Genomic DNA, 26,024 nt, shown 5'->3' with positions numbered 1-26,024 from the left:
AGAACCAAGCATGACTTTGGAAAACAAATGTAAGCTAGAAATGTAAATAAGGTGATATGCTAGAATGGCTTATAGGATTCTAATTGTTGACGATTCAACATTTTTCCGTCGTAGAATCACTCAGATACTTGAGCAAGATAACGAACTTGAAGTAGTTGGTGAAGCAAAGGATGGACTTGAAGCTTTGGCTGAGGTCAAGCGGTTAAAGCCTGATGTGGTAACTATGGATGTTGAAATGCCAGTATTAGATGGTATTTCAGCGGTAAAAAACATAATGGCGGTGACTCCTGTGCCAATTATTATGTTTTCATCATTAACAAGTGAAGGCGCTAAGGCTACATTAGATGCCTTAGATGCTGGCGCATTAGATTTTCTTCCTAAAAAATTTGAAGATATTGCTTTAAATCGTCAAGAAGCCGTACAATTACTGCAGACCCGTGTAAAAGCTCTTTGCCGCAAAGAAAGAGGGGGCTTGAAGTCTAGTTCTAGTATTTCTAGACCTGCAAATAGTGAGTTTCTTCTAAGCCGGCCACCACCTAAACTAGTCACAAAAAATAGCCAAAGTAACCTTAAATATTCTAGTCAGACCACTAACAAATATGAGTGCTTGGCTATTGGGGCTTCAACGGGCGGGCCTGTTGCTCTTCAAAAAATACTGACGGCGTTACCAGTCAACTTTAAGACCCCTATCTTAGTCGTACAACATATGCCTGGTACGTTCACCAAAGCATTTGCTAAGCGTTTGAATGATATATGCAAGGTACAAGTCAAGGAGGGGGAGGAAGGAGATAGGTTGCAACCAGGAGTTTGCTATATTGCTCCTGGTGGCAAGCAAATGACTGTGCAAGGTCGAGCTAATTTAGCTAGATTAGTTATTTCTGAAGGAGAGAAATTTCCAGAGTATGTTTATAAACCAAGTGTTGATATGACTTTTGAGTCTATATGTGACGTTTATTCCGGTGATGTTTTAGCCGTAATTTTGACTGGCATGGGATCTGATGGCAGGGAAGGATGCTCTAAACTGAAGAACAAAGGCGCAACTATATGGGCTCAAGACGAGCAAAGCTGTGTCGTTTATGGTATGCCTCAAGCAGTGACGGTAGCAAAAATAGCTGAGCATAATTATGACATCGAACAAATGGCAGGACGCATTAAAACCGAGATGCTAACGTAACGTTGAAGGTGCATGTTTTTGTTTTTAGAAATGAATGAAATTACCCAATTTGATACCAAGTTTACGCTTTTACTTAGTTTTTGGTTTAAGGCATAAACTTGATTATTTGGACTGTTGCTAATCAAAAAGGTGGAGTAGGTAAAACCACTACAACTGTTACTCTGGGTGGTTTGCTCGCACAATCTGGCAAAAAGGTTCTGTTAGTAGATACAGATCCTCAAGCTTCTTTAAGTTATTATTTTGGTGTTGAGTCGGAACAGCTTTCATCGAGTTTGTATAATGTATTCACTGCTGACCAAGCTCTAACTAAGGACAATGTTTTAGATTGTTTGAGTTCAACCAAACTTGATTCACTTTTTATTCTGCCTGCAACTATGGCTTTGGCAACGTTAGATAGAAAGCTCGGCGCTCAAAGTGGTATGGGATTGATTTTACGTCAAGCTTTAGATTTGGTTTCTGAAGAGTTTGATTATGCGATTGTGGACTGTCCTCCCGTGTTAGGGGTTTTGATGATTAATGCCTTAGCTGCTTGTGATAGAGTTATTGTACCTGTTCAAACCGAGTTTTTAGCTTTGAAAGGTTTAGAGAGAATGATGCATTCAATGGACGTTATGCAAAAGTCATTATCAAAGCGGTTTGTTTATACAATTGTGCCTACAATGTATGATAAGCGAGTGAAAGCAGCGACTGGTTCCTATAGTACTTTAACTCGCAAGTATAAAAATAAGGTATGGATTGGCTTGATTCCTATAGATACTAAGTTTAGAGATGCTAGTGAGGCTCAGAGTCCGCCTTCTGTATATTGCCCTAAGTCTAGGGGAGTATATGCTTACACTAAGCTTCTAACTTATTTAGAGAAATTGGAAAATGAAAAATGAGTACTAGCCCCTTTGCTCAAGGAAAGGTGATGGATGATTATATGTCTGCGCTCTTGACTGAGGCGCCGTCATTAGAAGTATCGCAGACTCAAGCTGTAGAACAGCTATTAAAAGCTATACCGACTCCAACAAGTGAGCCAATTAGAGTCTCTAAAGAAAAATTTATAGATTCACAGCCTGTTGTTGCTAAAGTTGTTAAACAACAGGTCGAAAAGAATATAACAGCTGGTGTGAAACCTGTTGATGAGATTGTGCAGTTTTTACCAACTGAAAATTTTCAAGTATTGATTTTTGAAGTAGCTGGTATGACTTTAGCTGTGCCTTTGACTGAATTGGGAGGTATACACCAGTTTGAGAGTGTTAATCAGCTTTTTGGAAAGCCTTCATGGTTTGAAGGTGTGATGTTGCTGAGAGATGAAAAATATAATGTAGTGAATACTATTAAGTGGTTATTGCCAGAAAATGTTGTAGAAAAAGTGGCAAGATCTACAAAATATCAATATCTTATAGTATTAAGGGAGAGTAATTGGGGACTAAGCTGTGAAAGTGTAGTCAACAATGTAACTTTGTCACCAGATGATGTGAAATGGCGTAGCTTAACAGGTAGCCGTCCATGGGTATCTGGTATGGTTAAAAAGAAAATGTGTGCTTTGGTAAATGTTAAACAGTTAGTTAGTATGTTAGACCAAGGCTTAAGCAGTAACGATTTGCCTGATTCAGGCCGGAGCAATTTGAATGAGTGACGAAAGAAGTGCAAGCAATACCGTAGCCGCTAATGGTGATGAAGTTTTGCAGTGGGTGACTTATAAGTTAGGTGAAGAAACTTACGGCATTAATGTAATGCAGGTACAAGAGGTGCTGCGTTACACGGAAATAGCACCAGTTCCTGGTGCTCCAGAATATGTGTTAGGTATCATTAATCTAAGGGGGAACGTAGTTACGGTTATTGATACTCGATCACGTTTTGGTTTACCACCTTCAGAAATGACAGACAATACACGTATAGTGATTATTGAGTCCGATGACCAGGTAGTAGGTATTTTAGTTGATAGCGTTGCTGAAGTCGTTTACCTGAGAGCTTCTGAAATAGACAGTGCTCCTAATGTAGGTACAGAAGAAAGTGCTAAATTTATTCAAGGCGTTAGCAATCGAGATGGCCAACTATTAATCCTCGTTGATTTGGATAAATTACTAAACGATGAAGAGTGGAACGAAATTACTAATATATAGTCCCATACAATTGTGCAGCTATGTTAGAAGAATTGTAGGTGTTAAGTTTGTAGTTAGGATTAGGTTACTACACAGAGAAGTTTATGAGTTTTTCACTTATATTGAGCATTTTATCTTTGGGTATTGTTGTTTGTTTGGGCGTAAGTTTTGCAATTTATAAGCAAAATAGACATCTACTAAAGAGCATTCAACTCCATGAAGAAAAATGGATGGATCTATCAGTTAAATTCAATACTTTAAAGGAAGATATTCATGAGGTTCGCAGCGGAAGTTTTGGAATAAGTAAACGAGTTAAAGAGCTTTCCGAAGAAGTGATTGCTTTACAATCTGCGCATCAACTACTTTCAGAGCAAGATCCTCAAAGCCGCTTTTATAATAAAGCGGCTAAATTAATTACTGACGGTGCAAGTTTGTCAGATATTATACAAGAATGTGAAATGCCAACTGCTGAAGCTGAGCTTCTATTCAATTTGCACAAGAAGTAGTTATTCCCCCTGATATCAACGGTCAAAAATTAGTTTGCTTTTCATGTTTTACTGATAAATTATCCCAATTTACTAAATATACCCCACCAATGCTTCAGATAGTTGAAGAACTATCGGTGTGTAACTACCACCTTGGTTTTAGCCTGACTCAAGTACGATTTACTATTGGCTATATTTTTTCATTTAGACGTCTAGACGTAAAGATGTTGACTTTTGTATGAGATTTGGCAAGATCGAATGTCAATATTGTTGGCAGTGGAGCCATTATGCCTATTAGAATTCCAGGTAATTTACCCGCACAGAATGTTCTAAATAAAGAGAATATCTTTGTGATGGATACTCAGCGCGCTGCTCGGCAAGATATAAGACCTATGGAAGTAGGCATTCTAAACCTAATGCCCAACAAATTAGAAACAGAAGAGCAGTTTCTACGCTTACTTTCCAATACACCATTACAAGTAAATATCGATTTAATTCGTATTGATAATCAAGCACCTAAAAATACACCTGCGGCTCACATGGATAGTTTTTATGTTGAGTTTGATGCTATTTCACATAAAAAATATGATGGCTTAATTGTAACAGGCGCACCTTTAGCTCACTTAGCATATAGTGATGTGAAATATTGGAATAAAATGACAGTAATTATGGATTGGGCTCGTCGTAACGTTCAGTCAACTTTGTTTTCATGTTGGGCTGCTCATGCAGCTATTTTTCACTATTTTGGCATTAACCGTTGCATACGCGAGCAAAAGTTAAGTGGGGTTTATCGCCATTTTGTACAAAGCGATCATGAAGAATTATTAAGAGGGTTTGATCATGCTTTTAATGCTCCTCAGTCACGTTATGGCGAAATAAGCTTAGAAGATTACAACTCTGTACCAGAATTGAATGTACTTGCCAGCTCAAAAGAAGGAGGTGCCTACATAGTCGCTTCTGAGGATAAAAGGTTAGTTTTTGTGACAGGGCACCCTGAATACGATCAGGACTCTATAAAGCAAGAATACCAAAGAGATTTATCAACTAATAGTGATGTGCAAATCCCTGTAAACTACTTTACAGATGATGATCCTAGTAAAGAGCCTATTTTAAGTTGGCGAGCACACGGCAGTTTACTGTTTACCAATTGGTTAAACTACTATGTTTATCAAAATACACCGTATGATTTAGCAAAACTATCTGAAAAATAGAAAATTGCTAATAGCGTAAAGAGAGGGTTAACTTTGAGTCACCGAATACCACAGCAGCAATTGATAGACGCTGCACAGCAAAGAATATTAATACTCGATGGTGCTATGGGTACTATGATCCAAGAACATAAACTGGAAGAGGTTGACTATCGAGGCGAGCGCTTTGCTGACTGGAAGTCTGATGTAAAAGGTAATAATGACCTATTGGTACTGACTCAGCCTAAATTAATCTATGACATTCATTGCGCTTATTTTGAAGCCGGTGCAGATATTATTGAAACTAATACCTTCAACGCTACTGCAATTTCAATGGCTGATTATCATATGCAAGCATTAGCTAAAGAAATTAATATAGAAGCTACTAAATTAGCAAGAAAAGCAGCGGACAAATTCACTGCTAAAACGCCAGACAAACCCAGGTTTGTGGCGGGTGTGTTAGGGCCAACTAGTCGCACTGCTTCTATTTCTCCGGATGTAAATGATCCTGGGAAACGGAATGTCACTTTTGATGAGCTAGTTGAAATCTATGTGGAAGCCACTCATGGATTAATAGAAGGTGGTGCTGATCTTATTATGATAGAAACTATTTTTGATACCTTAAATGCTAAAGCCGCTGTATTTGCTGTGCAAACTGTGTTTGATGAGTTAGACATGACCTTGCCTGTTATGATATCTGGGACCATTACTGATGCTTCTGGAAGAACCTTATCAGGGCAAACGGCTGAAGCATTTTACTACTCAATGAATCATGTTGCCCCATTTTCTTTTGGTTTAAATTGTGCGTTAGGGCCTGATTTGTTGCGCCAGTATGTAGATGAAGTGTCTCAAATTGCTGAGTGCTTTGTTACGGCTCACCCCAATGCTGGGCTTCCTAATGAATTTGGTGAATACGATATGGAAGCTGAGGAAATGGCTGAGCACATTGAAGAGTGGGCCGCTTCTGGGTTACTGAATATTGTAGGTGGATGCTGTGGTAGCACGCCTAGTCACATAAAAGCTATAGCAGATGTTGTTAAAAAATATGCACCTAGAAAAATTGTCCAGCGAGAGATTAAGATGCGTTTGTCTGGTTTAGAACCTTTTGTATTGTAGGCGGTTGTGATGAGTAAAAATGAAGTAGAAGTTGAACAACCTTCTCAGGCATCGGCTAATTTTGTCAATGTTGGTGAGCGAACAAATGTCACCGGCTCGGCAATGTTCAAACGTTTGATTCTTGAAGACGATTATGAGAAAGCGTTAGATGTTGCAAGACAGCAAGTAGAGAATGGCGCACAGATTATTGATATAAACATGGATGAAGCCATGTTGGACTCAGAAGCTGCAATGACTAGGTTTCTAAATTTAATCGCATCTGAACCCGATATCTCGAGGGTACCTATTATGATTGACTCTTCTAAGTGGTCAGTCATTGAAGCTGGTTTGAAATGTGTGCAAGGTAAGGCAATTGTTAACTCTATTAGTCTAAAAGAGGGAGAGGAAAATTTCCTCCATCAAGCTAAATTGCTTAAGCGATATGGTGCTGCAACTGTCGTCATGGCTTTTGATGAAGTAGGGCAAGCAGATACAGAAGACCGTAAGTTTGAAATTTGTGAGCGTAGTTATAAATTACTAATTGAAAAAATCGGTTTTCCTCCACAAGATATTATATTTGATCCAAATATATTTGCTGTAGCAACGGGCATAGATGAACACAATAACTATGCTGTCGATTTTATAAATGCCACCCGAAGAATTAGGCAACATTTGCCTCATGCTCATATCTCTGGAGGGTTATCAAATGTGTCATTTTCATTTCGTGGTAATAACCCCGTTCGAGAAGCCATGCATTCAGTGTTTCTATTCCATGCAATTAAAGCTGGTATGGATATGGGTATTGTCAATGCTGGGCAGTTAGAGGTTTATGACCAAATTCCCGCAGAGTTAAAGGAAGCAGTAGAAGACGTTATTTTAAATCGTCATGATCAGGCAACAGATAATCTTTTAGAGCTTGCTCCAAAATATCAAGGTGGTGGAAAGGTTCAGGTAAAAGATAATTTAGAGTGGCGTCAATTACCGGTAAATAAACGTCTAGAGCATGCTTTAATCCGTGGGATCATGGATTTCATAGAAGAAGATACAGAAGACGCCCGTTTAGAGGCAGACAAACCACTACATGTTATTGAAGGTCCACTAATGGATGGAATGAACGTAGTAGGGGATTTGTTTGGTGAGGGAAAAATGTTTTTACCTCAGGTGGTTAAATCAGCTCGAGTAATGAAGAAAGCGGTAGCCTATTTGAACCCGTTTATCGAACTTGAAAAAGACCAAGGAAGTAGCAACGGTAAAATCCTACTTGCGACCGTAAAAGGGGATGTTCATGATATCGGTAAAAATATTGTGGGCGTAGTTTTACAATGTAATAACTTTGAAATTATAGACTTAGGTGTCATGGTTCCTTGTGCAAAATTGCTACAAGTTGCAAAAGAAGAAAATGTAGACATGATTGGTCTATCTGGGCTTATTACGCCTTCTTTAGATGAGATGGTACATGTTGCAAAAGAAATGCAGCGTTTAGACTTTGATTTGCCCTTATTAATTGGAGGGGCCACAACATCAAAAGCACATACGGCAGTAAAAATTGAGCAAAATTATCAGCATCCCGTTGTTTATGTGCCCAACGCAAGTCGCGCAGTAGGTGTTTGTCAAAAACTCATCACACCTGAAAACCGAGCGGCTTATGCGCAAGAGTTATCTGCAGACTACGAGAAGGTTCGGGTGCAACATGCTAGGAAACAGCCACGGACAAAACCTATAACGTTAGAACAAGCTCGTGCTAATGGTTTCCAATTCGATTGGCAAAGCTATGAACCACCTGTACCGAATAAGTTAGGGGTGACCTCAGTCTCATTAGGGCTAGCTGAACTAGTTGATTACATTGATTGGACGCCATTTTTCTTAACTTGGTCATTGGCTGGCAAATATCCGCGCATTCTACAAGATGAAGTGGTTGGTAAAGAGGCTCAAAACCTTTTTGATGACGCTCAAGCAATGCTAAAGATACTATGTGATAACCCTAAGCTAAAAGCGTCGGGTGTAATGGGGCTCTTTCCTGCGAATCGAGTACAAGATGATATCGAGATTTATCACAATGAAAGTCGTGAACAAGTTGCCTATATTGCTCACCATTTACGACAACAGACAGAAAAGCCTAAAGGTCCCAATAATTGTTTAAGTGACTTTGTTGCACCCAAAATATCAGGAAAAGCAGATTATCTTGGCGCATTTGCGGTGACGTCAGGTACATGGGAGGACGAATTAGCAAAAGCGTATGAAAATGACGGTGATGACTACAATTCTATAATGGTCAAAGCATTAGCTGATCGTTTTGCTGAGGCGTTTGCAGAATATTTGCATGAAAAAGTACGTAAAGAAATTTGGGGATATGTACCAGATGAAGTACTTTCTAATGAAGAGCTTATTCGAGAAAAATACCAAGGTATCAGACCTGCTCCAGGCTATGCTGCTTGTCCAGAACATACAGAAAAGCAACTAATATGGGATTTGCTCGATGTCGAGAAGAATACGGGGATGAAACTTACTGAGAGTTATGCAATGTGGCCTGGAGCCGCTGTTTCTGGATTTTATTTTTCTCATCCAGAATGTAGATACTTTGCAGTGGCTAAAATTCAGGAAGACCAATTGCTTGATTACGCTGCTCGTAAGAGCTGGGACAAACTAGAAGCCGAAAAATGGTTAGGACCAAATTTATAATGACATCAATAGATAAGCCATTCAGTCAGTCTTGTGAAAATAACAAGCAAGTTATTCTTAATGTATTAGAGCTGGTTTTAAAAGACAGCTCTAATTTGTTAGAAATAGGCTCTGGAACCGGGCAGCATGCGGTATATTTGGGTAAACAGCTTAGCCATTTAAAGTGGCAAACGAGTGATATGAAACATAATCACAAGGGAATACTCGCTTGGTTAGCTGAAAGTTCAGCCAATAATATATCTGCTCCTGTTGAGTTTACTCTTGGCAAAAGTGATTGGCCACAAGGTGAGTTTGATGCAGTCTTTACTGCGAATACTACTCATATTATGCAACCTTCAGAAGCTAAGTTAATGATGCAGGTGGTGGCTCAAAACTTATCTGACGGCGGTATATTTTGTCAATACGGGCCATTTAATATTAACGGGCAGTACACTAGTGAGTCAAACCAGAGTTTTGATGAACATTTAGAAGCCGAAGGCTGTGGTGGTATTAGATCGATTGAGGAATTAGTGGTCTGGGCAAATGGTATGACTCTGGAAGAAAAAGTCGAAATGCCAGCCAATAACTTTATCTTAGTTTGGCGTAAATAAGCCTTACTTTTTTTCTTGTTTTTTAAACGGTAGTAGCTCTTCAGCTTGGGATTTATATTGCTCTAAGCTTTTAGATTCCGAATCGATAAATTTAGCTACTGCATCATGAAATGCTAATTCAGCTAAATGATGATTAGAGTAGCAGTAAATAGGTTCGAACCCTCTGAGAATTTTGTGTTCGCCTTGGGTTCCGGGGTTGAACATTTCAATTTTTTTCTCAATACAAAACTCTATGCCTTGGTAATAGCAACACTCAAAATGCAGACTAGATATTTCCTCTAAAGCTCCCCAATACCTGCCACAAAGTTGATTTTTATCGTATACAAATAAGGCGCTAGCGACCGGAGTGCCTGCTCTGTTGGCCACGACTAACATTAAATTATTGGGCATTTCGATAAATAGCTTTTCGAAAAATTTTGCTGATAAATAACCTTCATGACCACTTCGCTTTAAGTAGGTTTGTTTGTAACAGTGATAGAAAAACGTCATGTCCTCTTGATTTAACTGCTTGTTGTAGAGGCGCTTTATCGTAACTTCCTGTTCGGAGACTTTTAGGCGTTCTTTTTTAACACTTTTACGCTTTCTAGAATTAAATGTGGTTAAGTAATCTTCGAAAGATGTGTAAGCCTTATTAAACCACTGAAATTGTATTGAAAGGCGCATCAGTTGATCATGTTGGCTTAAGTGCTCGCTAGTGGCTTTATCAACGAACAACCAATGCATGGAAGACATAGATAAGTTTTCTAGCTGTTTTTGAATGGTGTTGCATAATGCATTTAATAAGGCTGCTTTATCTATATTCAGGGCCGTCATTAACCGGGCTCCAGTCACAGGAGTGTAAGGTATGGCTGATACTAACTTAGGGTAGTAGTTAACACCGTATTCACGGTAGGTATTTGCCCAAGCAAAATCAAAGACATATTCTCCATAACTATGGGTTTTCTTATACAGTGGAAGTATACCCACTGGCTGCAAATTTTGATAAACCACGATATGTTGCGGGTGCCATCCTGTTTGTCCTCCTACACATCCAGTTGCTTCAAGACTATGTAAAAACTTGTAATGGCAAAAAGGACTATGATGAACTGCAAACGCATCCCAAGTAGATTGGCCAATATTTTCAATGGAGGAGAAAAACTTGAATGTAAATAAAGTGTTATTGGATGACAAAATCTTTCAAAGCTTCCTGAGTGATATTTTAACCTGAATATGACAGAGAAAGACAAGAAAATCACTAAAATTTAAACGAATTCATTTACAAGGCTTATGCAAAGGGCACATGAGCTGCTTAAAAATGTAACTTAGCAATTATGGTTAAAACTTTGTAGTGAATGGTTAAATAAACCTAGTGCAGACTTAATGTCAAGTGATAGTCGCTTTGTTGATCGTTAGTGCAAACACGTTTAAATAAACGGCGTAGATAGTCTACAACTCAAAAAGGATATTAATATTTTACAAATTTTTTAGAAAACGCCATTTAGTCTAATCTATTTGAGCACAAAGAAAGGTAAATATCACAAAGGTTTATATGAGATTAGATGGACTATGCTAGGTAGCTGTTTAAAAAATAGCCGCTTATGATGTCTTATAGCTGCTAGAGCTTTAGTGGTGTTAACAAGGGATACCGAAACATGTTATCGTTATAGGCCATGCGCTTTCCATTATAGGCTTGCGCCAAATTGATTCGCTAATAATATTTGTTTTTCAGGATTGTAAATGAGTAAGTCAACAGCCGATATTCGGCGCGCATTTTTAGATTTTTTTGCAGTACGTGATCATCAGAAGGTTTCAAGTTCTTCTTTGGTGCCAGGTAACGATCCCACTTTGTTATTCACCAATGCGGGCATGAATCAATTTAAAGATGTTTTCCTTGGGGCAGAATCCAGAAGTTATAATAAGGCGGTTTCTTCACAGCGTTGTGTGCGGGCTGGGGGGAAACATAATGACCTTGAAAATGTTGGCTATACAGCAAGACATCATACATTTTTTGAAATGTTGGGAAACTTCAGCTTTGGTGACTACTTTAAAACCGAGGCTATTCAATATGCATGGGCATTTTTAACTGAAGAATTAGGCTTACCTAAAGAGAAGTTACTAGTGACGGTTTATCACGAAGATGATGAAGCATATGACTTATGGTCCAATATTATTGGCTTACCAGAAGAAAAAATTATCAAAATTAGCACATCGGATAACTTCTGGTCCATGGGAGATACAGGTCCTTGTGGGCCGTGTTCTGAAATTTTTTATGACCATGGCGAGCATATTTGGGGTGGTCCTCCAGGTTCTCCAGAAGAAGATGGAGATCGATTCATTGAAATATGGAATTTAGTTTTCATGCAATACAACCGCCAAAGCAATGGTGAAATGTTGCCTCTGCCTAAGCCATCTATTGATACCGGAATGGGACTAGAGCGTATTTCTGCTATTTTGCAAAATGTGCATAGTAACTACGAGATAGATATTTTTGTTAACTTGATTGATGCTGCTGCAGATATTATTGGCGCAACAGATAAAAGTGATAAATCGCTTAGAGTTATTGCTGACCACATTCGCTCGTGTAGTTTCTTGATTTGTGATGGGGTGCTTCCTTCTAATGAAGGGCGTGGTTATGTATTAAGGCGTATTATCCGACGGGCTGTGCGTCATGGTAATAAACTTGGAGCAACGGATGTTTTCTTTTTCAAGTTGGTTAATGCTTTAGAATCTCAAATGGGAGAGGCTTACCCTGAATTAGCCACTAATCGTGCGTTAATTGAAAAAGTGTTAAGAACAGAAGAAGAACAGTTTTCAAGAACCTTAGAAAGAGGTTTAAATATTTTAAATGAAGCCTTAGCTGACTTACCTTCAAACGTGGTTCCGGGCGAACTTGTTTTCAGGTTGTATGATACATACGGGTTTCCTGCTGATTTGACCAATGATATTGCCCGCGAAAAAGAGCTGACAATTGATGAAAATGGTTTTCAAGCTGCTATGGCAGAACAAAGAAAAAGAGCGCAACAGGCCAGCCAATTTGACACAGATTATAATGACCAACTTAAGTCTGATAGCATTTCTGAATTTACGGGGTATGATTTAGAAAGTGGTACTGCAAATATACTAGAGCTATTTAAATCAGGACAACTGGTCGAGCAGCTTAGTCCAGGAGAGGAAGGCGTTGTAGTTTTAGACCAAACACCGTTTTACGCAGAGTCAGGTGGCCAAGTTGGCGATTCTGGGGTGCTTAAAACGAAAGCAGGAAATTTTATTGTCAAAGATACGGTCCAGTTAAATAACGCTATAGCACACAAGGGCGTTGCTGAAACGTCAATAAGTGTTGGTGATTTTGTTGATGCACAGTTTGATATAGAAAGTCGAAATTCAATAAAACTAAATCACAGTGCTACCCATTTAATGCATGAAGCTTTAAAGCAAGTGTTAGGTGAACACGTTAATCAGAAAGGTTCATTGGTAACACCGGAGCGTTTGCGTTTTGATTTTTCACATTTTGAAGCTGCTACCAATTGTGAATTGCAACAGGTAGAAAAATTGGTAAATGAGCAAATAAGAGCTAATCATAGCATTGAAACTAAATTAATGAATTTAGACGATGCTAAAGCCGAAGGGGCAATGGCCTTATTTGGTGAAAAATACGAAGAAGATGTTCGTGTTGTATCTATTGGAACGTTTTCTTTAGAGTTATGTGGCGGTACTCATGTTAATCAAGCAGGTGATATTGGACTATTTAAAATAGTTTCTGAAAGTGGTATTGCTTCAGGAGTAAGACGAATTGAAGCCGTAACGGCAGATTATGCTCTAAAATTAACTCAGGCTCACAGCGAGCAATTAATTGATATTGCAAGTTTGATTAAATCTGAACCAAATGCCATTAGTGGCCGTATACAACAACTAATTGAACAAAGTAAAGCGACAGAGAAAGAGTTAGATAAGCTGAAACAGCAGCTCGCATCGAACGCTGGTGCTGATTTGTTGTCACAAGTATATGAAGTAAATAATGTAAAAGTGCTATCTGCTAATTTGAAAGGCGTTGAATCTAAAGTTCTCAGAACAATGGTCGATGATTTGAAGAACCAGCTTGGGAGTGGGGTAGTGGTATTAGGGGTGGACCAAGATAGTAAAGTTAGTCTAATTACAGGTGTTACTAAAGATTTAGTCACTAAGGTAAAAGCTGGCGAGTTGGTCAACTACATAGCTCAGCAAGTTGGTGGTAAAGGCGGTGGACGACCAGATATGGCTCAAGCTGGTGGTAGTCAGCCTGAAAACTTAGACATCGCCCTAGCCTCTGTGAAACCTTGGCTAGAAGCGAAGCTTTAAGTATAGAATTTTTCGGTTGCTTTTTGTGGTGACAACAAAAATAGGGAAAAACCGATTGTGTAAGTAGCTATTGAATCTAGGTATTATCACTAACTTAAGTAATGGATTGATATTTATATTAACGGAAAAGGAGCAAGAGAATGCTTATTTTAACTCGTCGTGTAGGAGAAACTCTAATGGTCGGTGATGATGTTACTGTCACTGTTTTAGGAGTTAAAGGTAATCAGGTAAGAATTGGTGTAAATGCGCCTAAAGAAGTATCTGTGCATCGAGAAGAAATTTATATGCGTATTCAAGCGGAAAAAAATGTTCAACTAGCAGCCCATGAACAGGTTTCTGGTGACGAGCAAGATTAATTTTGTTTTGAGTTTAAAAAAGCTGGTATATCCAGCTTTTTTTACGCTCGCAATTTGATGAGGTGCGTACTTCTGATACGTCAAAGTTAAACGATTGTTAGTCAAATAATAAGCACTTATATTGTTATCGTTTAAAATCTCGGCAAGCAGTCATTAAGTTAATAAAAAACGTTTGACTTACGTATATGGTTCGGTAAACTTCGGCTCCACATTTAGGAGAGGCAGTTCAAATCTATTAAGGTGCAAACCTTGTTAAATTTGAATTATTTAGAAGCCTTTAGAGTGAAAATATTACTTAAATGTGTTGATAAATTGTGTTCCGGAGAGGTGGGTGAGTGGCTGAAACCAGTTCCCTGCTAAGGAACCGTACGTTAATTCGTACCGAGGGTTCGAATCCCTCCCTCTCCGCCATATTTATCAAATTTTTCAACGCGTGTGTAGCTCAGCTGGATAGAGTACCTGGCTACGAACCAGGCGGTCGGAGGTTCGAATCCTTCCACACGCGCCATATTAAGAAACCTACTATTTAGTAGGTTTTTTTTTGCTTTTTATTCGTTACATGTGGGTAATTATTGAGTGCTTTTGAATTTTTTCTTATTTTTTATGCTCTTTTCCTATTGCCTATTTGTTGTGTTTTTTTAGGTTGCATGTAACCATCCTTGTATTAAATCATCCATTTTGGAATTTCTCTGTTATGCAATTAGAAGTCGCCGATGCATTACTTGAAGCTGCGAACTTGTTATTGATTGGAATGGTCGTTGTATTTCTGTTTTTAACTATGTTGATCGGAGCAATTAATTTAATCGCTTGGTTAAATACCATTATTCCTGACCAATCATTAAGTGCGTCAGCTAACATGTTTAAAGATAACACGCCAGTAACGCCGAATCAGCAAGGCGTTTCTCCTAAGGTAGTTGCCGCCATAGGTGCGGCTATTCAGCTACATAGACGATAAAATTAGTAATATATTTTGAGGAAATCACCCAATGCATAAACCATTAGCGATTACTGACGTTGTACTCCGTGATGCCCATCAGTCTTTATTAGCAACGAGAATGCGTTTAGAAGATATGTTGCCAATAGCGAGTAAGCTGGATGAAATAGGTTATTGGTCGTTGGAAACATGGGGGGGAGCTACATTTGATTCGTGTATTCGCTATCTCGGTGAAGATCCTTGGGACAGAATTCGCCAGCTTAAGAAAGCTATGCCAAAAACTAAGCAACAAATGTTGTTACGTGGCCAAAATCTATTAGGCTATCGTCATTATGCAGATGATGTTGTCGATAAATTTGTTGAGAGAGCGCATGCTAATGGTGTAGATGTTTTCAGAATCTTTGATGCAATGAATGATATTCGTAATTTACAGACAGCTGTTAAGGCGGCCATTAAGCAAGGAGCTCATGCTCAGGGCACTATGTCTTTTACTGTTTCACCAGTGCATACATTACAAACTTGGTTAGATATGGCAAATGAGTTGCAAGACTTAGGTGTACATTCAATTTGTATTAAAGACATGGCTGGGTTGCTCAAACCATATGAGTGCGAAGAGTTAGTCTCTAGACTGAAAGAATCCATTGAAGTACCTATAGCATTGCATTGTCACGCAACAACTGGTTTAAGTATTGCCACTGCACAAAAAGCGATAGATGCTGGAATAGATATCTTAGATACGTCAATTTCATCAATGAGCATGACTTACGGGCATTCCGCTACAGAAACAATAGTTTCAATCGTTGAGGGAACGGAACGAGATACAGGTTTAGATTTAAATGCCTTTACTGATATCGCTACTTACTTTCGAGATGTACGCAAAAAGTATGCTCAGTTTGAAGGTAGCTTGAAAGGCGTTGATGCACGAATTTTGATTGCTCAGGTTCCTGGTGGCATGTTAACTAATATGGAGAGTCAGTTAAAAGAGCAGGGTGCAGAAGACAAAATGGATGAAGTCTTAACCGAAATTCCAAAGGTTAGAGAAGACCTAGGCTTTATTCCTCTAGTGACACCTACTTCACAAATAGTAGGCACTCAGTCTGTGATAAATGTGTTAACTGGCGAGCGATACAAGAGCATCAGTAAAGAAACCGCTGGAGTATTAAAAGGTGAGTACGGAGCTACGGCGGCACCTGTTAATAAAGAGTTACAAGAAAGAGTACTTGAAGGTAAAGAATCTATTACATGCCGCCCTGCAGATCTGATAGAAGATGAATTGGCATCATTAACGACTGAGTTAACTCAATTAGCTGAGCAAGAGTCCTTTGATACATCTAAAGAATTAGTTGATGATGTTTTAACCTATGCCCTTTTCCCTCAAATTGGATTGAAATTTCTTAAAAATAGAAATAACCCTGATGCCTTTGAGCCAGCTCCAGGTAAAACTCCTAAGCCAGCAGTGACTGCGCTGTCAACTTCTCAAGACTCGACTGCTTCAAAAGCTGCAGCTTACTCCGTGCGGGTAGATGGGCAAGTATTTTCTGTTGAAGTAGCTGAAAATGGTGTGTTAACAGATGTTCAACCTATTACTACTGCCGCTAATACTCAGCCCAATACAAACTCTGGTGAGCCTTTAAATTCTCCTCTTGCTGGAAATATTTTTAAGGTATTAGTTAGAGAAGGGGATGCTGTGAACATGGGGGATGTAGTTGTGATTATGGAAGCTATGAAAATGGAGACGGAAGTGCGAGCTGCGTCTTCAGGAGTTGTGTCAAATATTTCAATTAAAGAAGGGGATGCAGTGCAAGCTGGGCAGCCTTTGTTTTCAATAGGTTAAGGGAAGTTACTTAATGGAAAAGTTAGAAATATTATGGCAAAGCACGGCCTTAGCTCATTTTGAGCTAGGCCAAGTAATTATGATGATTGTTGGTGCGCTATTATTGTACTTGGCTATAGTTAAAAAGTTTGAGCCACTATTATTGTTACCTATTGGTTTTGGAGCTATTTTAACTAATATTCCTCTGGCTGGGTTTAGTGAAGCTGGCGGCTTATTGTACTACGTTTATCATGTGGGTATTGATACTGGTGTTTTTCCTCTGTTGATCTTCATGGGAGTTGGTGCCATGACAGATTTCGGTGCTTTGATTGCCAATCCAAGAATGTTGTTACTTGGTGCAGCGGCTCAAGCTGGAATTTTTGCTACATTGTTTGGGGCTATCGCTCTAAATTTAGTTCCTGGCTTTGAGTTTACGCTAAAGGATGCGGCTGCTATTGCCATCATTGGTGGTGCCGATGGTCCAACAGCCATATTCTTAGCTTCAAAATTAGCTCCAGACTTGCTAGGTGCCATTGCAGTTGCGGCATATTCTTATATGGCATTAGTTCCATTAATACAGCCTCCCATCATGCGACTGTTCACCACAGAAGCAGAGCGAAAGATTGAAATGCCTCAACTTCGAGTGGTATCTAAAAGGGAAAAGATTATTTTCCCATTGGCTGTGTTATTACTTACTATTCTGTTTTTACCAACAGCTACACCTTTAGTTGGGATGTTTTGCTTAGGCAATTTGATGAAAGAGTCTGGCGTGGTTGATAGGCTGAGCAATAGTGCTCAAAATGAATTGATAAACGTAGTGACAATCTTTCTTGGTTTGGCCGTTGGTTCTAAATTGTCGGCCGATAAATTCTTAACGGTCGAGACGTTAGGAATTTTAGCTCTCGGCGCAATTGCATTTTCAATTGGCACAGCTGCTGGTATTTTAATGGCTAAAGTGATGAGTAAGTTTAGTAAATCTAAGATCAATCCTTTGTTAGGGGCAGCAGGTGTTTCGGCTGTACCTATGGCTGCCAGAGTGGTCAATAAAGTTGGGCTAGAAGCAAACCATCATAATTTTTTACTCATGCATGCAATGGGGCCCAATGTTGCCGGAGTATTAGGGTCGGCTGTAGCGGCGGGTATTTTACTATCTTTGGTTGGCTAATATGCTTATTGTTAGTAGTTGTTTTTTATACAACTACTAACAATCATTTATTTAAGTGCCTTGCCTATTAACTAATGCTTGGTGAGCATCTACTAATTTTTTAGTGTATTCGGCTTTTGGCCAAGTGAATATTACTTCGGTCTTTCCTGATTCAATCACCTTACCATCTTGCATAACAATTACCTTATCTGAAACATGCCTTACTATCCCCAAGTTGTGAGATATAAAAATGAAACCAATCCCTAAATCTCTTTGTAATTGCATCAACAAATTAACAGCTTGAGAGCGCACAGAAGGATCTAAAGCTGCAAAAGGTTCATCTGCAACTATTACTTTAGGATCTAGAATTAAGGCTCTTGCTAAGGCTACACGTTGTCGTTGACCATCAGATAACATGTGGCGATAAAAAAATTGATGATCAGACATCAACCCAACTTTTCTTAACGTTTTTACGATGAGGTTATTACGTTTCTGGGTATCCAACTTTGTATTTAATCGTAAAGGCTCTTCCAAGATAGCCCCTAAAGTTAGTCCGGGGTTCAGTGACTCATTACTATTCTGAAAAATCATTCTGATATCTTGGTAACTTGAAGTCAGATCGGCATTATTTATTTCAGCACCATTCATTAGGATTCTGCCACTTTTAGGTTTTTCTAAACCGACTAACAATTTTGCGAGTAACGATTTTCCAGAGCTATTTTCTCCAATAATAGCTAATGTTTCACCGGCTTTTAAGTTAAAGCTAACTGGACCTAATTCGAAAGTTGCGGGGGTATTTGACCAAAAGCTTCGTTTTTGGTTATTGAATATTAAGTCTTCTACTTTAAATAATTCCATTATTTGGAATCCCTATGGATAGGGAAATGGCAACTATAATAATGGTTATGTACCCTTCTAGATACTGGCATTACCACACATTCCCTTCTTGCCCTTGGGCACCTTGGGCCGAGCCTACAGCCAGTGGGTAAATGGTGTAGTGTAGGGATCGTACCTTCTAATGAGGTGAGCGCTGATTTTGCAGGGAGGTCTTTTCTGAAGCTAGGTGCGCTATCAAGTAGAGCTTTTGTATATGGATGAAAAGCTCGTTTTCTTAGCTGTCGTAAATCCCCACTTTCAACGGTTTGTCCACAATATAAAACTGTCATGTATGATGCCATACTCGAAATTGCTAAAAGATCATGGCTTACAAATAATATGCTCATTTCGCGAACTTGATTAATTCGGTTTAGTAGATTTAGTATCTGAGTTTTGGTTGTGACTTCCATTCCTTTAGTAGGATTATCGGCAATAATAAGCTCTGGTTCTGACGCTACTGCCATAGCAATCATAAATTTTTGTATGACATTACTTGCAATTTGGTGAGGGTAACTTTTTAAACACAGTTCGTGGTTTTTAATTCCAACTTTGTGTAACAAGCTAATTGCTATCTCTTGTCTTTGCATATTCTTTGCCCAAAACCAACGCTTAGTTAGCTTCGTATTTGGAATCATTTCCTTTAATTGATCTCCCAAAGTTAAAAGAGGATCAAGAGAGTTAATTGGGTTTTGAAAGACAACGGATATGTCATTTCGAATTAGCTTTCGACGGTTTTTTAGAGACATGGTTAGTAGGTTTTTCCCTCGCCAAGTCATCCGATCCGCGGTTATCCTCCAATGACTAGGTAATGCTCCAACAATCGCTTTTACAATTAAACTTTTCCCTGAGCCTGATTCTCCGACTAGAGCGTGGATTTGTCCTTGATTGACCACTAAATTCACTTTATCGAGTGCTTTTATCCAGCTTCCGGCAATTTCCATTTCTAAGGTAAGGTTTTTAACATCTAATAATATCATTAGTGTAGTAACCTATTTCTTAGAGCAGAGCGCAAGCCATCCCCCACAATGTTTACGGATACCACCATAAGAAAAAGTGCTCCACCAGGCAGGGCTATATTCCATGGTGCGATATAAACGACTTCTATTCCTTGAGACAACAGAGCTCCAAGTTCAGAAGAAGGGGTCTGCGCACCTAAGTTCAAAAAACCTAACGCGCTGATGTCTAATATAGCGATGGATAATGCTAATGTAGCTTGCATAACCAACGTTTCTCCCATATTTGGTAATATTGAGCGCACGAATAACTGTATCTTACTTGCGCCGTCCAATCTCGCAGCCATAACATACTCTTTGGAAAGTTCACGGCGCACAAAATCTCGTGTTTGGTGCACAAACTGTGGTATGAGTGCTAATGCAATTGCCCACATACTATTGACTAAGCCTGTTCCTAAGATTGCTATTATAATTATCGCGATTAAAATGGTTGGTATGGCTTGAATCGAGTCTAGTGTATGATTTACAAAACTTGAACGAAAACCTTTACTCATTCCGGCTGTAGCACCTAACCCGACACCAATTAGTAATGCAAATACCACTAATAAAATACTAATGCCAAAAGTCATTCTACATCCATACAAAACTCTCGATAGTATATCTCTTCCTAATCCATCGGTACCAAATATATGGCTAATGCCGCCATTTGGGTCCCATGAAGGTGGGACAAGAATATTTCCAGTTTTTTGCAGGTTCGGTTCAAATGGGGCCAACAGTGGACAAAAAATGGTAATCAAAATAAATAACATCAAACATACTAACCCCCCCATAGCAATATGGTTTTTTTGAAACTCTAACCAGGTATACTGGAGTGGTGAAGGGTGTTGCTCTTCTTGGTATAAATTAAATCGTGCCACGTTCAATCTTCTTGCGTTTTGGATCAGTTAATCGTAGAAACATGTCAATTGACATAGTAAATATTACGACGAATACAGACACTGCTAACATTCCTGCACGAATAGCGGAGTAATCTTGTTGATATATCGCTTGTATTAACCAATTTCCTATACCTGGCCAAGAAAAGATAGTTTCCACTATCATTGCGTTAGTGAGTAGAGTAGGAAATTGCATGGCCAACAATGGTAAAATTGGGACTAGCGCATTTCGAATACCGTGACGCATTAATACTTGACGAGTGGTTAATCCTCTCGCGTATGCTGCTTGTATAAATTCACTATTTAAGGTTTCTATGACAGATCGTCTTGTTATCCTTAAAATTAATGTAGTTGTGACAATTGCTATTGATAGAGTTGGCAATATTAAGTGTCTAAATGCATCTAAGAAAACAGAAGGTTTATCTTCAATATCAGCCAATAAAATATCTAATAGTACAAAACCAGTATTACTCGGGACTTCAAATATCAGGCTCAGACGACCCGATAGAGGTAACCATCCAAACTGTAATGAAAAAACTAGAATTAGGATCAGGGCTAACCAAAAGACTGGTATTGAATAGCCCACAACACTAATTGACAATAGTGTGTAATCAGTTGCCCTGTGGTGTCTCAAAGCTGCTAAAAAACCTAATGGTAAGCCTACTAGTAGAGAAAGAGTTAGAGCATATGCACTTAGTTCAATGCTTGCGGGTAAAGATAGCATGATCTCTTCGTATAAAGGTTGTCCAGAGTTGAAGCTAACGCCCCAGTTTCCAGAAAAAAGTTCGGACATGTAATGCCCGTACTGAGAAAGGACGCTTCCTTCAGGTTTATAAGCTATATTTGCACTTTGATTTTGTAGCTTTTGAAGCTCTTCAAGCTTCAATCCAGTGAGCACCTCTATGGGGTTGCCGGGGAAAAGATAGGCAAGAGAAAACGAAAGTAAGCTGAGTATAAACAAAGTGATAATAATTAAGTTGGTATAACGCAGTAATATATTTACCATTAGTTTTTAGTCACTCCTCCAAACCTAATGCCACCATAAGGATTGATGACTAACCCATCGAGTTCTTTTCGGTATGCTTGATATCTAGATGCATGCGCTATAGGTAATAGCGGTAGTTGTTCTGCTAAAAGTTCGTTTGCTTTGCCATAAAAATATGCTCTTTCTTGGATATCGGAATAATCTAGAGCTTCATTGATTAATTCATCAAATTCTTTAGAGCACCACATTGCTCTATTTGTACCGGATTTAATTGCAGCACATGATAACAATGGGCGGAAAAAATTATCTGGATCGCCATTGTCAGCTGACCAACCAATTAAAACAGAGTCGTGTAGCCCTTGGGTTAATCTTTCTCTAAAAGTAGACCATTTGTGGGTCACTATATTAACGTTAATGCCCACTTCGCGTAGGTATCCTTTGATGAGCTCCGCCATTTTTATTGCATTGGGATTGTAGGTTCTTTTTACTGGCATCGCCCAAACATTCATAGTAAAACCTTCTGTAATACCATTATCTTGCAATATCTTTTTGGCAGAGATGGGATTAAAGTTAACTTTTTTGACATCCGCTTGAAATGCCCATGATGTCGGTGGCACGATGTTTTTGGCAGCGATAGCGCTGTCAAAATAAATAGTTTCTAATAACGCATTTCGGTCAATAGCCATTGACAATGCTCGTCGTACTTCTGGGTTATTGAATGGCGGCTTTGCAGTGTTAAAAGCCCAGAATCCAATGTTTAGTCCTGGCTTTTCATCAAGTATTAAATTGTCTTGCTGTCGAACAACTTCTAATTCACTGTGAGCAGGTAAGGCAATTGCGTCACACTCTCCCGTTATTAACTTAGCCAAACGAAGTGAACTAGAAGGTGTAATATCGAATATAAGTTTATCTGTAAGTTTATTTTTACGCCAATAATCAGGGTGTTGGGTATAACGTATATATTGATCTTGCCTAAATTCACTTAGTTTATAAGGGCCTGTACCTACGGGTAGAGTATCAATAAGCTGTTGTTGGTTACGAGTGATTAATGTGTCGCCATATTCAGCTGATAAGATAATTGCGAAGTCTGTAGCTAGGTTCGCTAGAAATGAGCTCTCTCGCTTTTGAAGTGTAATTTCAACTCTATAACCATTTAGTCGTTTGATACTTTTGATTAGTTTATTTAGATTGAGGCTGTCAGTGTAAGGGTATCGACCACTCGAAACTTTGTGGTAAGGGTGAGTGGGTAACCGCCATCTATTAAAACTAAATAATACGTCGTCTGCATTAAAATATCGTGAAGGCGTAAATGTTGCAATTTTATGGAACGCTACTTTTTTCCTGAGTTGAAAAGTATAGGTTTTGCCATCTGGACTAATAATCCAACTGGTGGCCAAAGCTGGGACGATTTCACCGGATGTTTGATCAAAGTCTAATAGCCTGTCATACAGTTGATGAGAAGAAGCATCAACGGTTGTTCCAAATGTATCTAATTGTGGATTAAAACTTGCCGGACTCCCCTCGGAGCAGTAAACAATACCATTAGGATCTGTTTTAGAAGTGATTAGCGCATCACATGCACATAAAGCCATGCTAAAAGAAAATATCAAGACTTTATAAATTGAGTAGGGAGTGTGGTGCCTTTTTATCATAGTCACTGCTTTATTTAACCCATATCCTCATTAGCTTGTTCTAATAAATTGTATTTCTTAAGGTAGCCTCTTAACTGATGATAGGTTAAACCTAGTTTTTCAGCTGTTTTCCTCTGATTAAACTGACTATCAGTCAGTGCTTGGTTAATAAGATTTATTTCAAAATTCTGAGATAGTTCCTTTAATTCTACAGGAAACTCAAACGTTAAGTTTTCTTCTGCCATAATAACTGGCTCTTCTTTTGGAGTTACAATTTCACTCTCGGTTGGAGACTCTTTTTTAGTGGTTACTTGTGTAACTCGGTCACTTGTTCTTATACGATTTTTGGGACGATATTCTGATTCAAAGGGGTCTAATATTATTTGGTGGACAGGTATATGTGGGTTGTTACTTCGATATACTGCTCGTTCAACAACGTTTTTAAGCTCTCTAATATTTCCGGGCCAATGATATTCTAAAAGTGTCCGCTTCGCTTTTTCAGTAAAGCCACTGAATAGTTCCATTTCGAGTTCTCTAGCCATATTAATTGCAAAGTTTTCAGCCAACATCATGATATCTTCTTTACGCTCTCTAAGAGGAGGTAGAGTAATTACGTCAAAAGCTAGCCTGTCTAATAAATCAGCTCTGAATTCACCAGATTCAGCTAGTGCTGGTAAATCTTCATTTGTAGCAGCGACAAGTCGCACATCTACTTTAACACTGCGCGAACCTCCCACTCTTTCAAACTCACCATATTCAATTACTCTAAGTAACTTTTCTTGAATCATTCCTGAAGTATTTGCCAATTCATCTAGAAATAGAGTGCCATTGTGTGCTGTTTCAAACCGGCCTTCTCTACGTTTAGATGCTCCAGTAAAGGCTCCCGCTTCATAACCGAATAGCTCACTCTCAAGTAGGCTTTCATTTAATGCTGCACAATTTAATTTGAGATACGTTTGGTCCCAACGTTTAGATAAAAAATGTAATCGAGCCGCAACAAGCTCTTTACCGGTGCCTCGCTCACCAATTATGAGTACTGGTTTATTTAATGGTGCTATTTGTGATATTTGCTCTAATACTTCTAAAAAATTATTAGATTGACCTAGTAGATTATCTTGTTGGCGAAAGCGGCTCATCAATATCCTTAAAAGTTGGTCTAAACGACTAAGTAATAGTGTACTTACTAATCGAGTTAGATCCCAGTACTAATGCTATAATTTATTATCTTATTAAATTCAATGGCTTATAGAATTTATTATGTTGGCCCAGTAATTGAATGAACTACAGTTGTATTAATCAGGTTAAGTAATACCATTTAACTAACATCAGATAATAGAGGTAAATAATATGGGTATCTTCTCTCGTTTCACTGACATAGTGAACTCAAATATTAATGCCATTTTAGATAAGGCTGAAGATCCAGAGAAAATGGTGCGTTTAATCATACAAGAAATGGAAGACACTTTAGTTGAAGTGCGTTCAGCTTCAGCTAAAACGATAGCGAGTAAAAAAGAAATTTCGGCTTCAATTAATAAAATACAATCTGAATCAAAAGATTGGAAGTCAAAAGCTGAGTTAGCAATTAGTAAGGAGCGTGAAGATTTAGCTCGAGCTGCTCTACAGGAAAAGAAAAAGTGTGATGAGCAGGTGCAAATATTAACTACTGAGCTAAGCGTTGTAGATGAACAGATTAGCAAACTTCAGAATGAAGTAGGACAGTTGCAGGATAAGCTAGCTGATGCCAAAGCACGTCAGAAAGCCATTATTTTGCGTCAAAAAACGGTAAGCTCAAGGTTAGAAGTTAAGAAAAGTCTAGATAGCGGTAAAGTAGATGCAGCTATGGGGCGGTTTGAACAATACGAACGTAAAATTGATGACTTGGAGTCACAAGTTGATGCGTATGACTTAGGCAAGAAAACCTTGGCAGACGAATTTGCTGAGCTCGAGTCTGACGATGATATTGATAATGAGTTAGCTGCGTTGAAAAAAACAATGCAAAGTAAATCATCAGATTCGAATAAATAAGTAGTAGTAAGGGGAGTCATTGTGGAAGGAATTATTGGGATTATTGTAACGCCAATCATTTTGTTTATGATTTTTGTCGCACCAATTTGGCTTATTTTACATTACCGTAGTAAGAAGCAAATAAGCCAAGGGCTGTCAGAAGATGAATATGGAAATTTACAAGAGTTGGCTGACAGGGCAGAGAAAATGGCTGATCGCATTCATACCTTGGAGTCAATTTTGGATGCTGAAGCACCTCAGTGGAGAAATAAAGTATGAATAATCGAGGAACCTTATATCGAGATCCAGGTAAAGCAAGAATTGCCGGCGTGTGCGCTGGCATAGCTGAATATTTTGGGCTTGAACTATGGCTGGTTCGTATTCTTACCTTAACTGGGTTCTTTTTACTTGCCCCTCCATTTTTCTTTATTGGCTATATCGCTGGTTGGTTTATTTTAGAGAAAAAAACCGTAAATATGGGGAGTAAAAAAGAGCACAATCAATTTACTGAGGCAAAAAGTACCAAACAAACAGGTAAAGGTTGGCATAACACAAACACAGATGAACCAGAAAAAGTGGTTGTGAAATCAAGAATCTGGCAAGCAGGTGAGCCTCCTCAACAAGCTTTTATGGATATTAAACAGCAGTTTGAAAACAATGAAAAAAGACTTAGAAAAGTAGAAACATATGTAACTTCTTCTGAATTTCAACTCAATAGAGAGATAAACAACTTATAAGTTTCTGCTAAAAAGGCATAGAAATCACTCTTGTTACATTGATAA

24 protein-coding genes and 2 tRNA genes are annotated in these 26,024 nt (G+C 38.7%); 19 read left to right on the top strand and 7 right to left on the bottom strand.

Annotated features, from left to right (window positions below):
• The first annotated feature begins 64 nt into the window (after positions 1 to 64).
• The 9 genes from ABJD71_RS14280 (at position 65) to ABJD71_RS14240 (ending at position 9,297) form a co-directional block, all read left to right on the top strand.
• A complete protein-coding gene (locus ABJD71_RS14280) occupies positions 65 to 1,174 on the top strand; it encodes a chemotaxis response regulator protein-glutamate methylesterase (RefSeq protein WP_348170688.1) in 1,110 nt (369 codons plus the stop codon).
• 98 nt (positions 1,175 to 1,272) lie between these two features.
• Positions 1,273 to 2,052 carry a ParA family protein gene (locus ABJD71_RS14275; protein ID WP_348170685.1) on the top strand — a complete coding sequence of 260 codons (780 nt, stop codon included), beginning with the start codon at positions 1,273 to 1,275 and terminating at the stop codon, positions 2,050 to 2,052.
• Positions 2,049 to 2,795 carry a chemotaxis protein CheW gene (locus ABJD71_RS14270; RefSeq protein ID WP_348170682.1) on the top strand — a complete coding sequence of 249 codons (747 nt, stop codon included), beginning with the start codon at positions 2,049 to 2,051 and terminating at the stop codon, positions 2,793 to 2,795. Before ABJD71_RS14275 ends, ABJD71_RS14270 begins: the two co-directional genes overlap by 4 nt.
• Positions 2,788 to 3,282, top strand: a complete 495-nt coding sequence (locus tag ABJD71_RS14265) for a chemotaxis protein CheW (protein ID WP_348170679.1) — start codon at positions 2,788 to 2,790, stop codon at positions 3,280 to 3,282. The genes ABJD71_RS14270 and ABJD71_RS14265 overlap by 8 nt, the downstream gene beginning before the upstream one ends.
• Before the next feature lie 83 nt (positions 3,283 to 3,365).
• Complete coding sequence (locus ABJD71_RS14260) at positions 3,366 to 3,767, top strand: DUF2802 domain-containing protein (protein ID WP_348170676.1); 402 nt, start codon at positions 3,366 to 3,368, stop codon at positions 3,765 to 3,767.
• 266 nt (positions 3,768 to 4,033) lie between these two features.
• The gene (metA, locus tag ABJD71_RS14255; protein WP_348170673.1) at positions 4,034 to 4,957 is read left to right on the top strand and encodes a homoserine O-succinyltransferase; all 924 of its coding nucleotides are present in this window, start codon (positions 4,034 to 4,036) and stop codon (positions 4,955 to 4,957) included.
• A 33-nt stretch (positions 4,958 to 4,990) separates the two neighbouring features.
• Positions 4,991 to 6,049 (top strand): homocysteine S-methyltransferase family protein, encoded by a 1,059-nt coding sequence (locus tag ABJD71_RS14250; protein WP_348170669.1) that lies wholly within the window; start codon positions 4,991 to 4,993, stop codon positions 6,047 to 6,049.
• A 9-nt stretch (positions 6,050 to 6,058) separates the two neighbouring features.
• Positions 6,059 to 8,707: a methionine synthase gene (gene metH, locus ABJD71_RS14245; protein ID WP_348170666.1), complete on the top strand. Its 2,649-nt coding sequence runs from the start codon at positions 6,059 to 6,061 to the stop codon at positions 8,705 to 8,707.
• A complete protein-coding gene (locus ABJD71_RS14240; protein WP_348170663.1) occupies positions 8,707 to 9,297 on the top strand; it encodes a DUF938 domain-containing protein in 591 nt (196 codons plus the stop codon). The genes metH and ABJD71_RS14240 overlap by 1 nt, the downstream gene beginning before the upstream one ends.
• Positions 9,298 to 9,300: 3 nt before the next feature.
• Here the strand turns inward: ABJD71_RS14240 and ABJD71_RS14235 are convergent, their stop codons facing one another.
• Positions 9,301 to 10,467, bottom strand: a complete 1,167-nt coding sequence (locus ABJD71_RS14235) for a GNAT family N-acetyltransferase (protein WP_348170660.1) — start codon at positions 10,465 to 10,467, stop codon at positions 9,301 to 9,303.
• A gap of 546 nt (positions 10,468 to 11,013) precedes the next feature.
• Between ABJD71_RS14235 and alaS the strand changes: the two genes are divergently transcribed.
• The 7 genes from alaS to ABJD71_RS14200 all read left to right on the top strand — a co-directional run bounded on the left by alaS (position 11,014) and on the right by ABJD71_RS14200 (position 17,879).
• The gene (alaS, locus tag ABJD71_RS14230) at positions 11,014 to 13,611 is read left to right on the top strand and encodes an alanine--tRNA ligase (protein WP_348170657.1); all 2,598 of its coding nucleotides are present in this window, start codon (positions 11,014 to 11,016) and stop codon (positions 13,609 to 13,611) included.
• A 140-nt stretch (positions 13,612 to 13,751) separates the two neighbouring features.
• On the top strand, positions 13,752 to 13,967 hold the full coding sequence (csrA, locus tag ABJD71_RS14225; RefSeq protein WP_348170654.1) for a carbon storage regulator CsrA: 216 nt from the start codon (positions 13,752 to 13,754) through the stop codon (positions 13,965 to 13,967).
• A gap of 321 nt (positions 13,968 to 14,288) precedes the next feature.
• A tRNA-Ser gene (locus ABJD71_RS14220) sits at positions 14,289 to 14,378 on the top strand.
• Between the two features lie 20 nt (positions 14,379 to 14,398).
• Positions 14,399 to 14,475 (top strand) — tRNA-Arg (locus ABJD71_RS14215).
• Between the two features lie 186 nt (positions 14,476 to 14,661).
• A complete protein-coding gene (locus tag ABJD71_RS14210) occupies positions 14,662 to 14,922 on the top strand; it encodes an OadG family transporter subunit (RefSeq protein WP_348170651.1) in 261 nt (86 codons plus the stop codon).
• Between the two features lie 31 nt (positions 14,923 to 14,953).
• The gene (oadA, locus tag ABJD71_RS14205; protein WP_348170648.1) at positions 14,954 to 16,735 is read left to right on the top strand and encodes a sodium-extruding oxaloacetate decarboxylase subunit alpha; all 1,782 of its coding nucleotides are present in this window, start codon (positions 14,954 to 14,956) and stop codon (positions 16,733 to 16,735) included.
• 13 nt (positions 16,736 to 16,748) lie between these two features.
• Positions 16,749 to 17,879 carry a sodium ion-translocating decarboxylase subunit beta gene (locus ABJD71_RS14200; protein ID WP_348170645.1) on the top strand — a complete coding sequence of 377 codons (1,131 nt, stop codon included), beginning with the start codon at positions 16,749 to 16,751 and terminating at the stop codon, positions 17,877 to 17,879.
• A 51-nt stretch (positions 17,880 to 17,930) separates the two neighbouring features.
• Here ABJD71_RS14200 and ABJD71_RS14195 read toward each other — a convergent pair whose 3' ends face one another.
• From ABJD71_RS14195 to pspF, 6 genes are all read right to left on the bottom strand, one after another.
• On the bottom strand, positions 17,931 to 18,716 hold the full coding sequence (locus ABJD71_RS14195; RefSeq protein ID WP_348170642.1) for an ATP-binding cassette domain-containing protein: 786 nt from the start codon (positions 18,714 to 18,716) through the stop codon (positions 17,931 to 17,933).
• Positions 18,716 to 19,711: an oligopeptide/dipeptide ABC transporter ATP-binding protein gene (locus ABJD71_RS14190; protein ID WP_348170639.1), complete on the bottom strand. Its 996-nt coding sequence runs from the start codon at positions 19,709 to 19,711 to the stop codon at positions 18,716 to 18,718. Before ABJD71_RS14190 ends, ABJD71_RS14195 begins: the two co-directional genes overlap by 1 nt.
• Positions 19,711 to 20,604, bottom strand: coding sequence for an ABC transporter permease subunit (locus tag ABJD71_RS14185; RefSeq protein ID WP_348170636.1), 894 nt, complete (start codon positions 20,602 to 20,604; stop codon positions 19,711 to 19,713). Before ABJD71_RS14185 ends, ABJD71_RS14190 begins: the two co-directional genes overlap by 1 nt.
• The gene (locus ABJD71_RS14180) at positions 20,591 to 21,628 is read right to left on the bottom strand and encodes an ABC transporter permease (RefSeq protein ID WP_348170633.1); all 1,038 of its coding nucleotides are present in this window, start codon (positions 21,626 to 21,628) and stop codon (positions 20,591 to 20,593) included. Before ABJD71_RS14180 ends, ABJD71_RS14185 begins: the two co-directional genes overlap by 14 nt.
• Complete coding sequence (locus ABJD71_RS14175) at positions 21,628 to 23,199, bottom strand: ABC transporter substrate-binding protein (RefSeq protein ID WP_348171014.1); 1,572 nt, start codon at positions 23,197 to 23,199, stop codon at positions 21,628 to 21,630. Before ABJD71_RS14175 ends, ABJD71_RS14180 begins: the two co-directional genes overlap by 1 nt.
• Positions 23,200 to 23,273: 74 nt before the next feature.
• Positions 23,274 to 24,374: a phage shock protein operon transcriptional activator gene (gene pspF, locus ABJD71_RS14170; RefSeq protein ID WP_348170630.1), complete on the bottom strand. Its 1,101-nt coding sequence runs from the start codon at positions 24,372 to 24,374 to the stop codon at positions 23,274 to 23,276.
• A gap of 211 nt (positions 24,375 to 24,585) precedes the next feature.
• Between pspF and pspA the strand changes: the two genes are divergently transcribed.
• From pspA to pspC, 3 genes are read left to right on the top strand one after another with little or no spacing between them, the layout of a single operon-like run.
• Positions 24,586 to 25,263 (top strand): phage shock protein PspA, encoded by a 678-nt coding sequence (gene pspA / locus ABJD71_RS14165; protein WP_348170627.1) that lies wholly within the window; start codon positions 24,586 to 24,588, stop codon positions 25,261 to 25,263.
• 21 nt (positions 25,264 to 25,284) lie between these two features.
• Complete coding sequence (gene pspB, locus ABJD71_RS14160) at positions 25,285 to 25,521, top strand: envelope stress response membrane protein PspB (RefSeq protein WP_133469281.1); 237 nt, start codon at positions 25,285 to 25,287, stop codon at positions 25,519 to 25,521.
• A complete protein-coding gene (pspC, locus tag ABJD71_RS14155; RefSeq protein WP_348146697.1) occupies positions 25,518 to 25,979 on the top strand; it encodes an envelope stress response membrane protein PspC in 462 nt (153 codons plus the stop codon). The genes pspB and pspC overlap by 4 nt, the downstream gene beginning before the upstream one ends.
• Positions 25,980 to 26,024 lie beyond the last annotated feature (45 nt).

The sequence above is a fragment of the Paraglaciecola sp. genome, from assembly GCF_039943935.1.
Taxonomy (GTDB): domain Bacteria; phylum Pseudomonadota; class Gammaproteobacteria; order Enterobacterales; family Alteromonadaceae; genus Paraglaciecola.
This window is presented reverse-complemented; position numbering and strand designations above follow the sequence as displayed.

What these genes read in the sequence shown, in the direction of transcription:
- ABJD71_RS14200 (WP_348170645.1), top strand. Translation starts at nt 16,749, where the DNA reads ATGGAAAAGTTAGAAATATTATGGCAAAGCACGGCCTTAGCTCATTTT.
- ABJD71_RS14175 (WP_348171014.1), bottom strand. Translation starts at nt 23,199, where the DNA reads ATGGCTTTATGTGCATGTGATGCGCTAATCACTTCTAAAACAGATCCT.
- ABJD71_RS14195 (WP_348170642.1), bottom strand. Translation starts at nt 18,716, where the DNA reads ATGGAATTATTTAAAGTAGAAGACTTAATATTCAATAACCAAAAACGA.
- ABJD71_RS14240 (WP_348170663.1), top strand. Translation starts at nt 8,707, where the DNA reads ATGACATCAATAGATAAGCCATTCAGTCAGTCTTGTGAAAATAACAAG.
- ABJD71_RS14260 (WP_348170676.1), top strand. Translation starts at nt 3,366, where the DNA reads ATGAGTTTTTCACTTATATTGAGCATTTTATCTTTGGGTATTGTTGTT.
- ABJD71_RS14190 (WP_348170639.1), bottom strand. Translation starts at nt 19,711, where the DNA reads ATGATATTATTAGATGTTAAAAACCTTACCTTAGAAATGGAAATTGCC.
- pspA (WP_348170627.1), top strand. Translation starts at nt 24,586, where the DNA reads ATGGGTATCTTCTCTCGTTTCACTGACATAGTGAACTCAAATATTAAT.
- pspF (WP_348170630.1), bottom strand. Translation starts at nt 24,374, where the DNA reads ATGAGCCGCTTTCGCCAACAAGATAATCTACTAGGTCAATCTAATAAT.
- oadA (WP_348170648.1), top strand. Translation starts at nt 14,954, where the DNA reads ATGCATAAACCATTAGCGATTACTGACGTTGTACTCCGTGATGCCCAT.
- csrA (WP_348170654.1), top strand. Translation starts at nt 13,752, where the DNA reads ATGCTTATTTTAACTCGTCGTGTAGGAGAAACTCTAATGGTCGGTGAT.
- pspC (WP_348146697.1), top strand. Translation starts at nt 25,518, where the DNA reads ATGAATAATCGAGGAACCTTATATCGAGATCCAGGTAAAGCAAGAATT.
- ABJD71_RS14270 (WP_348170682.1), top strand. Translation starts at nt 2,049, where the DNA reads ATGAGTACTAGCCCCTTTGCTCAAGGAAAGGTGATGGATGATTATATG.
- ABJD71_RS14210 (WP_348170651.1), top strand. Translation starts at nt 14,662, where the DNA reads ATGCAATTAGAAGTCGCCGATGCATTACTTGAAGCTGCGAACTTGTTA.
- metA (WP_348170673.1), top strand. Translation starts at nt 4,034, where the DNA reads ATGCCTATTAGAATTCCAGGTAATTTACCCGCACAGAATGTTCTAAAT.
- metH (WP_348170666.1), top strand. Translation starts at nt 6,059, where the DNA reads ATGAGTAAAAATGAAGTAGAAGTTGAACAACCTTCTCAGGCATCGGCT.
- ABJD71_RS14265 (WP_348170679.1), top strand. Translation starts at nt 2,788, where the DNA reads ATGAGTGACGAAAGAAGTGCAAGCAATACCGTAGCCGCTAATGGTGAT.
- ABJD71_RS14180 (WP_348170633.1), bottom strand. Translation starts at nt 21,628, where the DNA reads ATGGTAAATATATTACTGCGTTATACCAACTTAATTATTATCACTTTG.
- alaS (WP_348170657.1), top strand. Translation starts at nt 11,014, where the DNA reads ATGAGTAAGTCAACAGCCGATATTCGGCGCGCATTTTTAGATTTTTTT.
- ABJD71_RS14280 (WP_348170688.1), top strand. Translation starts at nt 65, where the DNA reads ATGGCTTATAGGATTCTAATTGTTGACGATTCAACATTTTTCCGTCGT.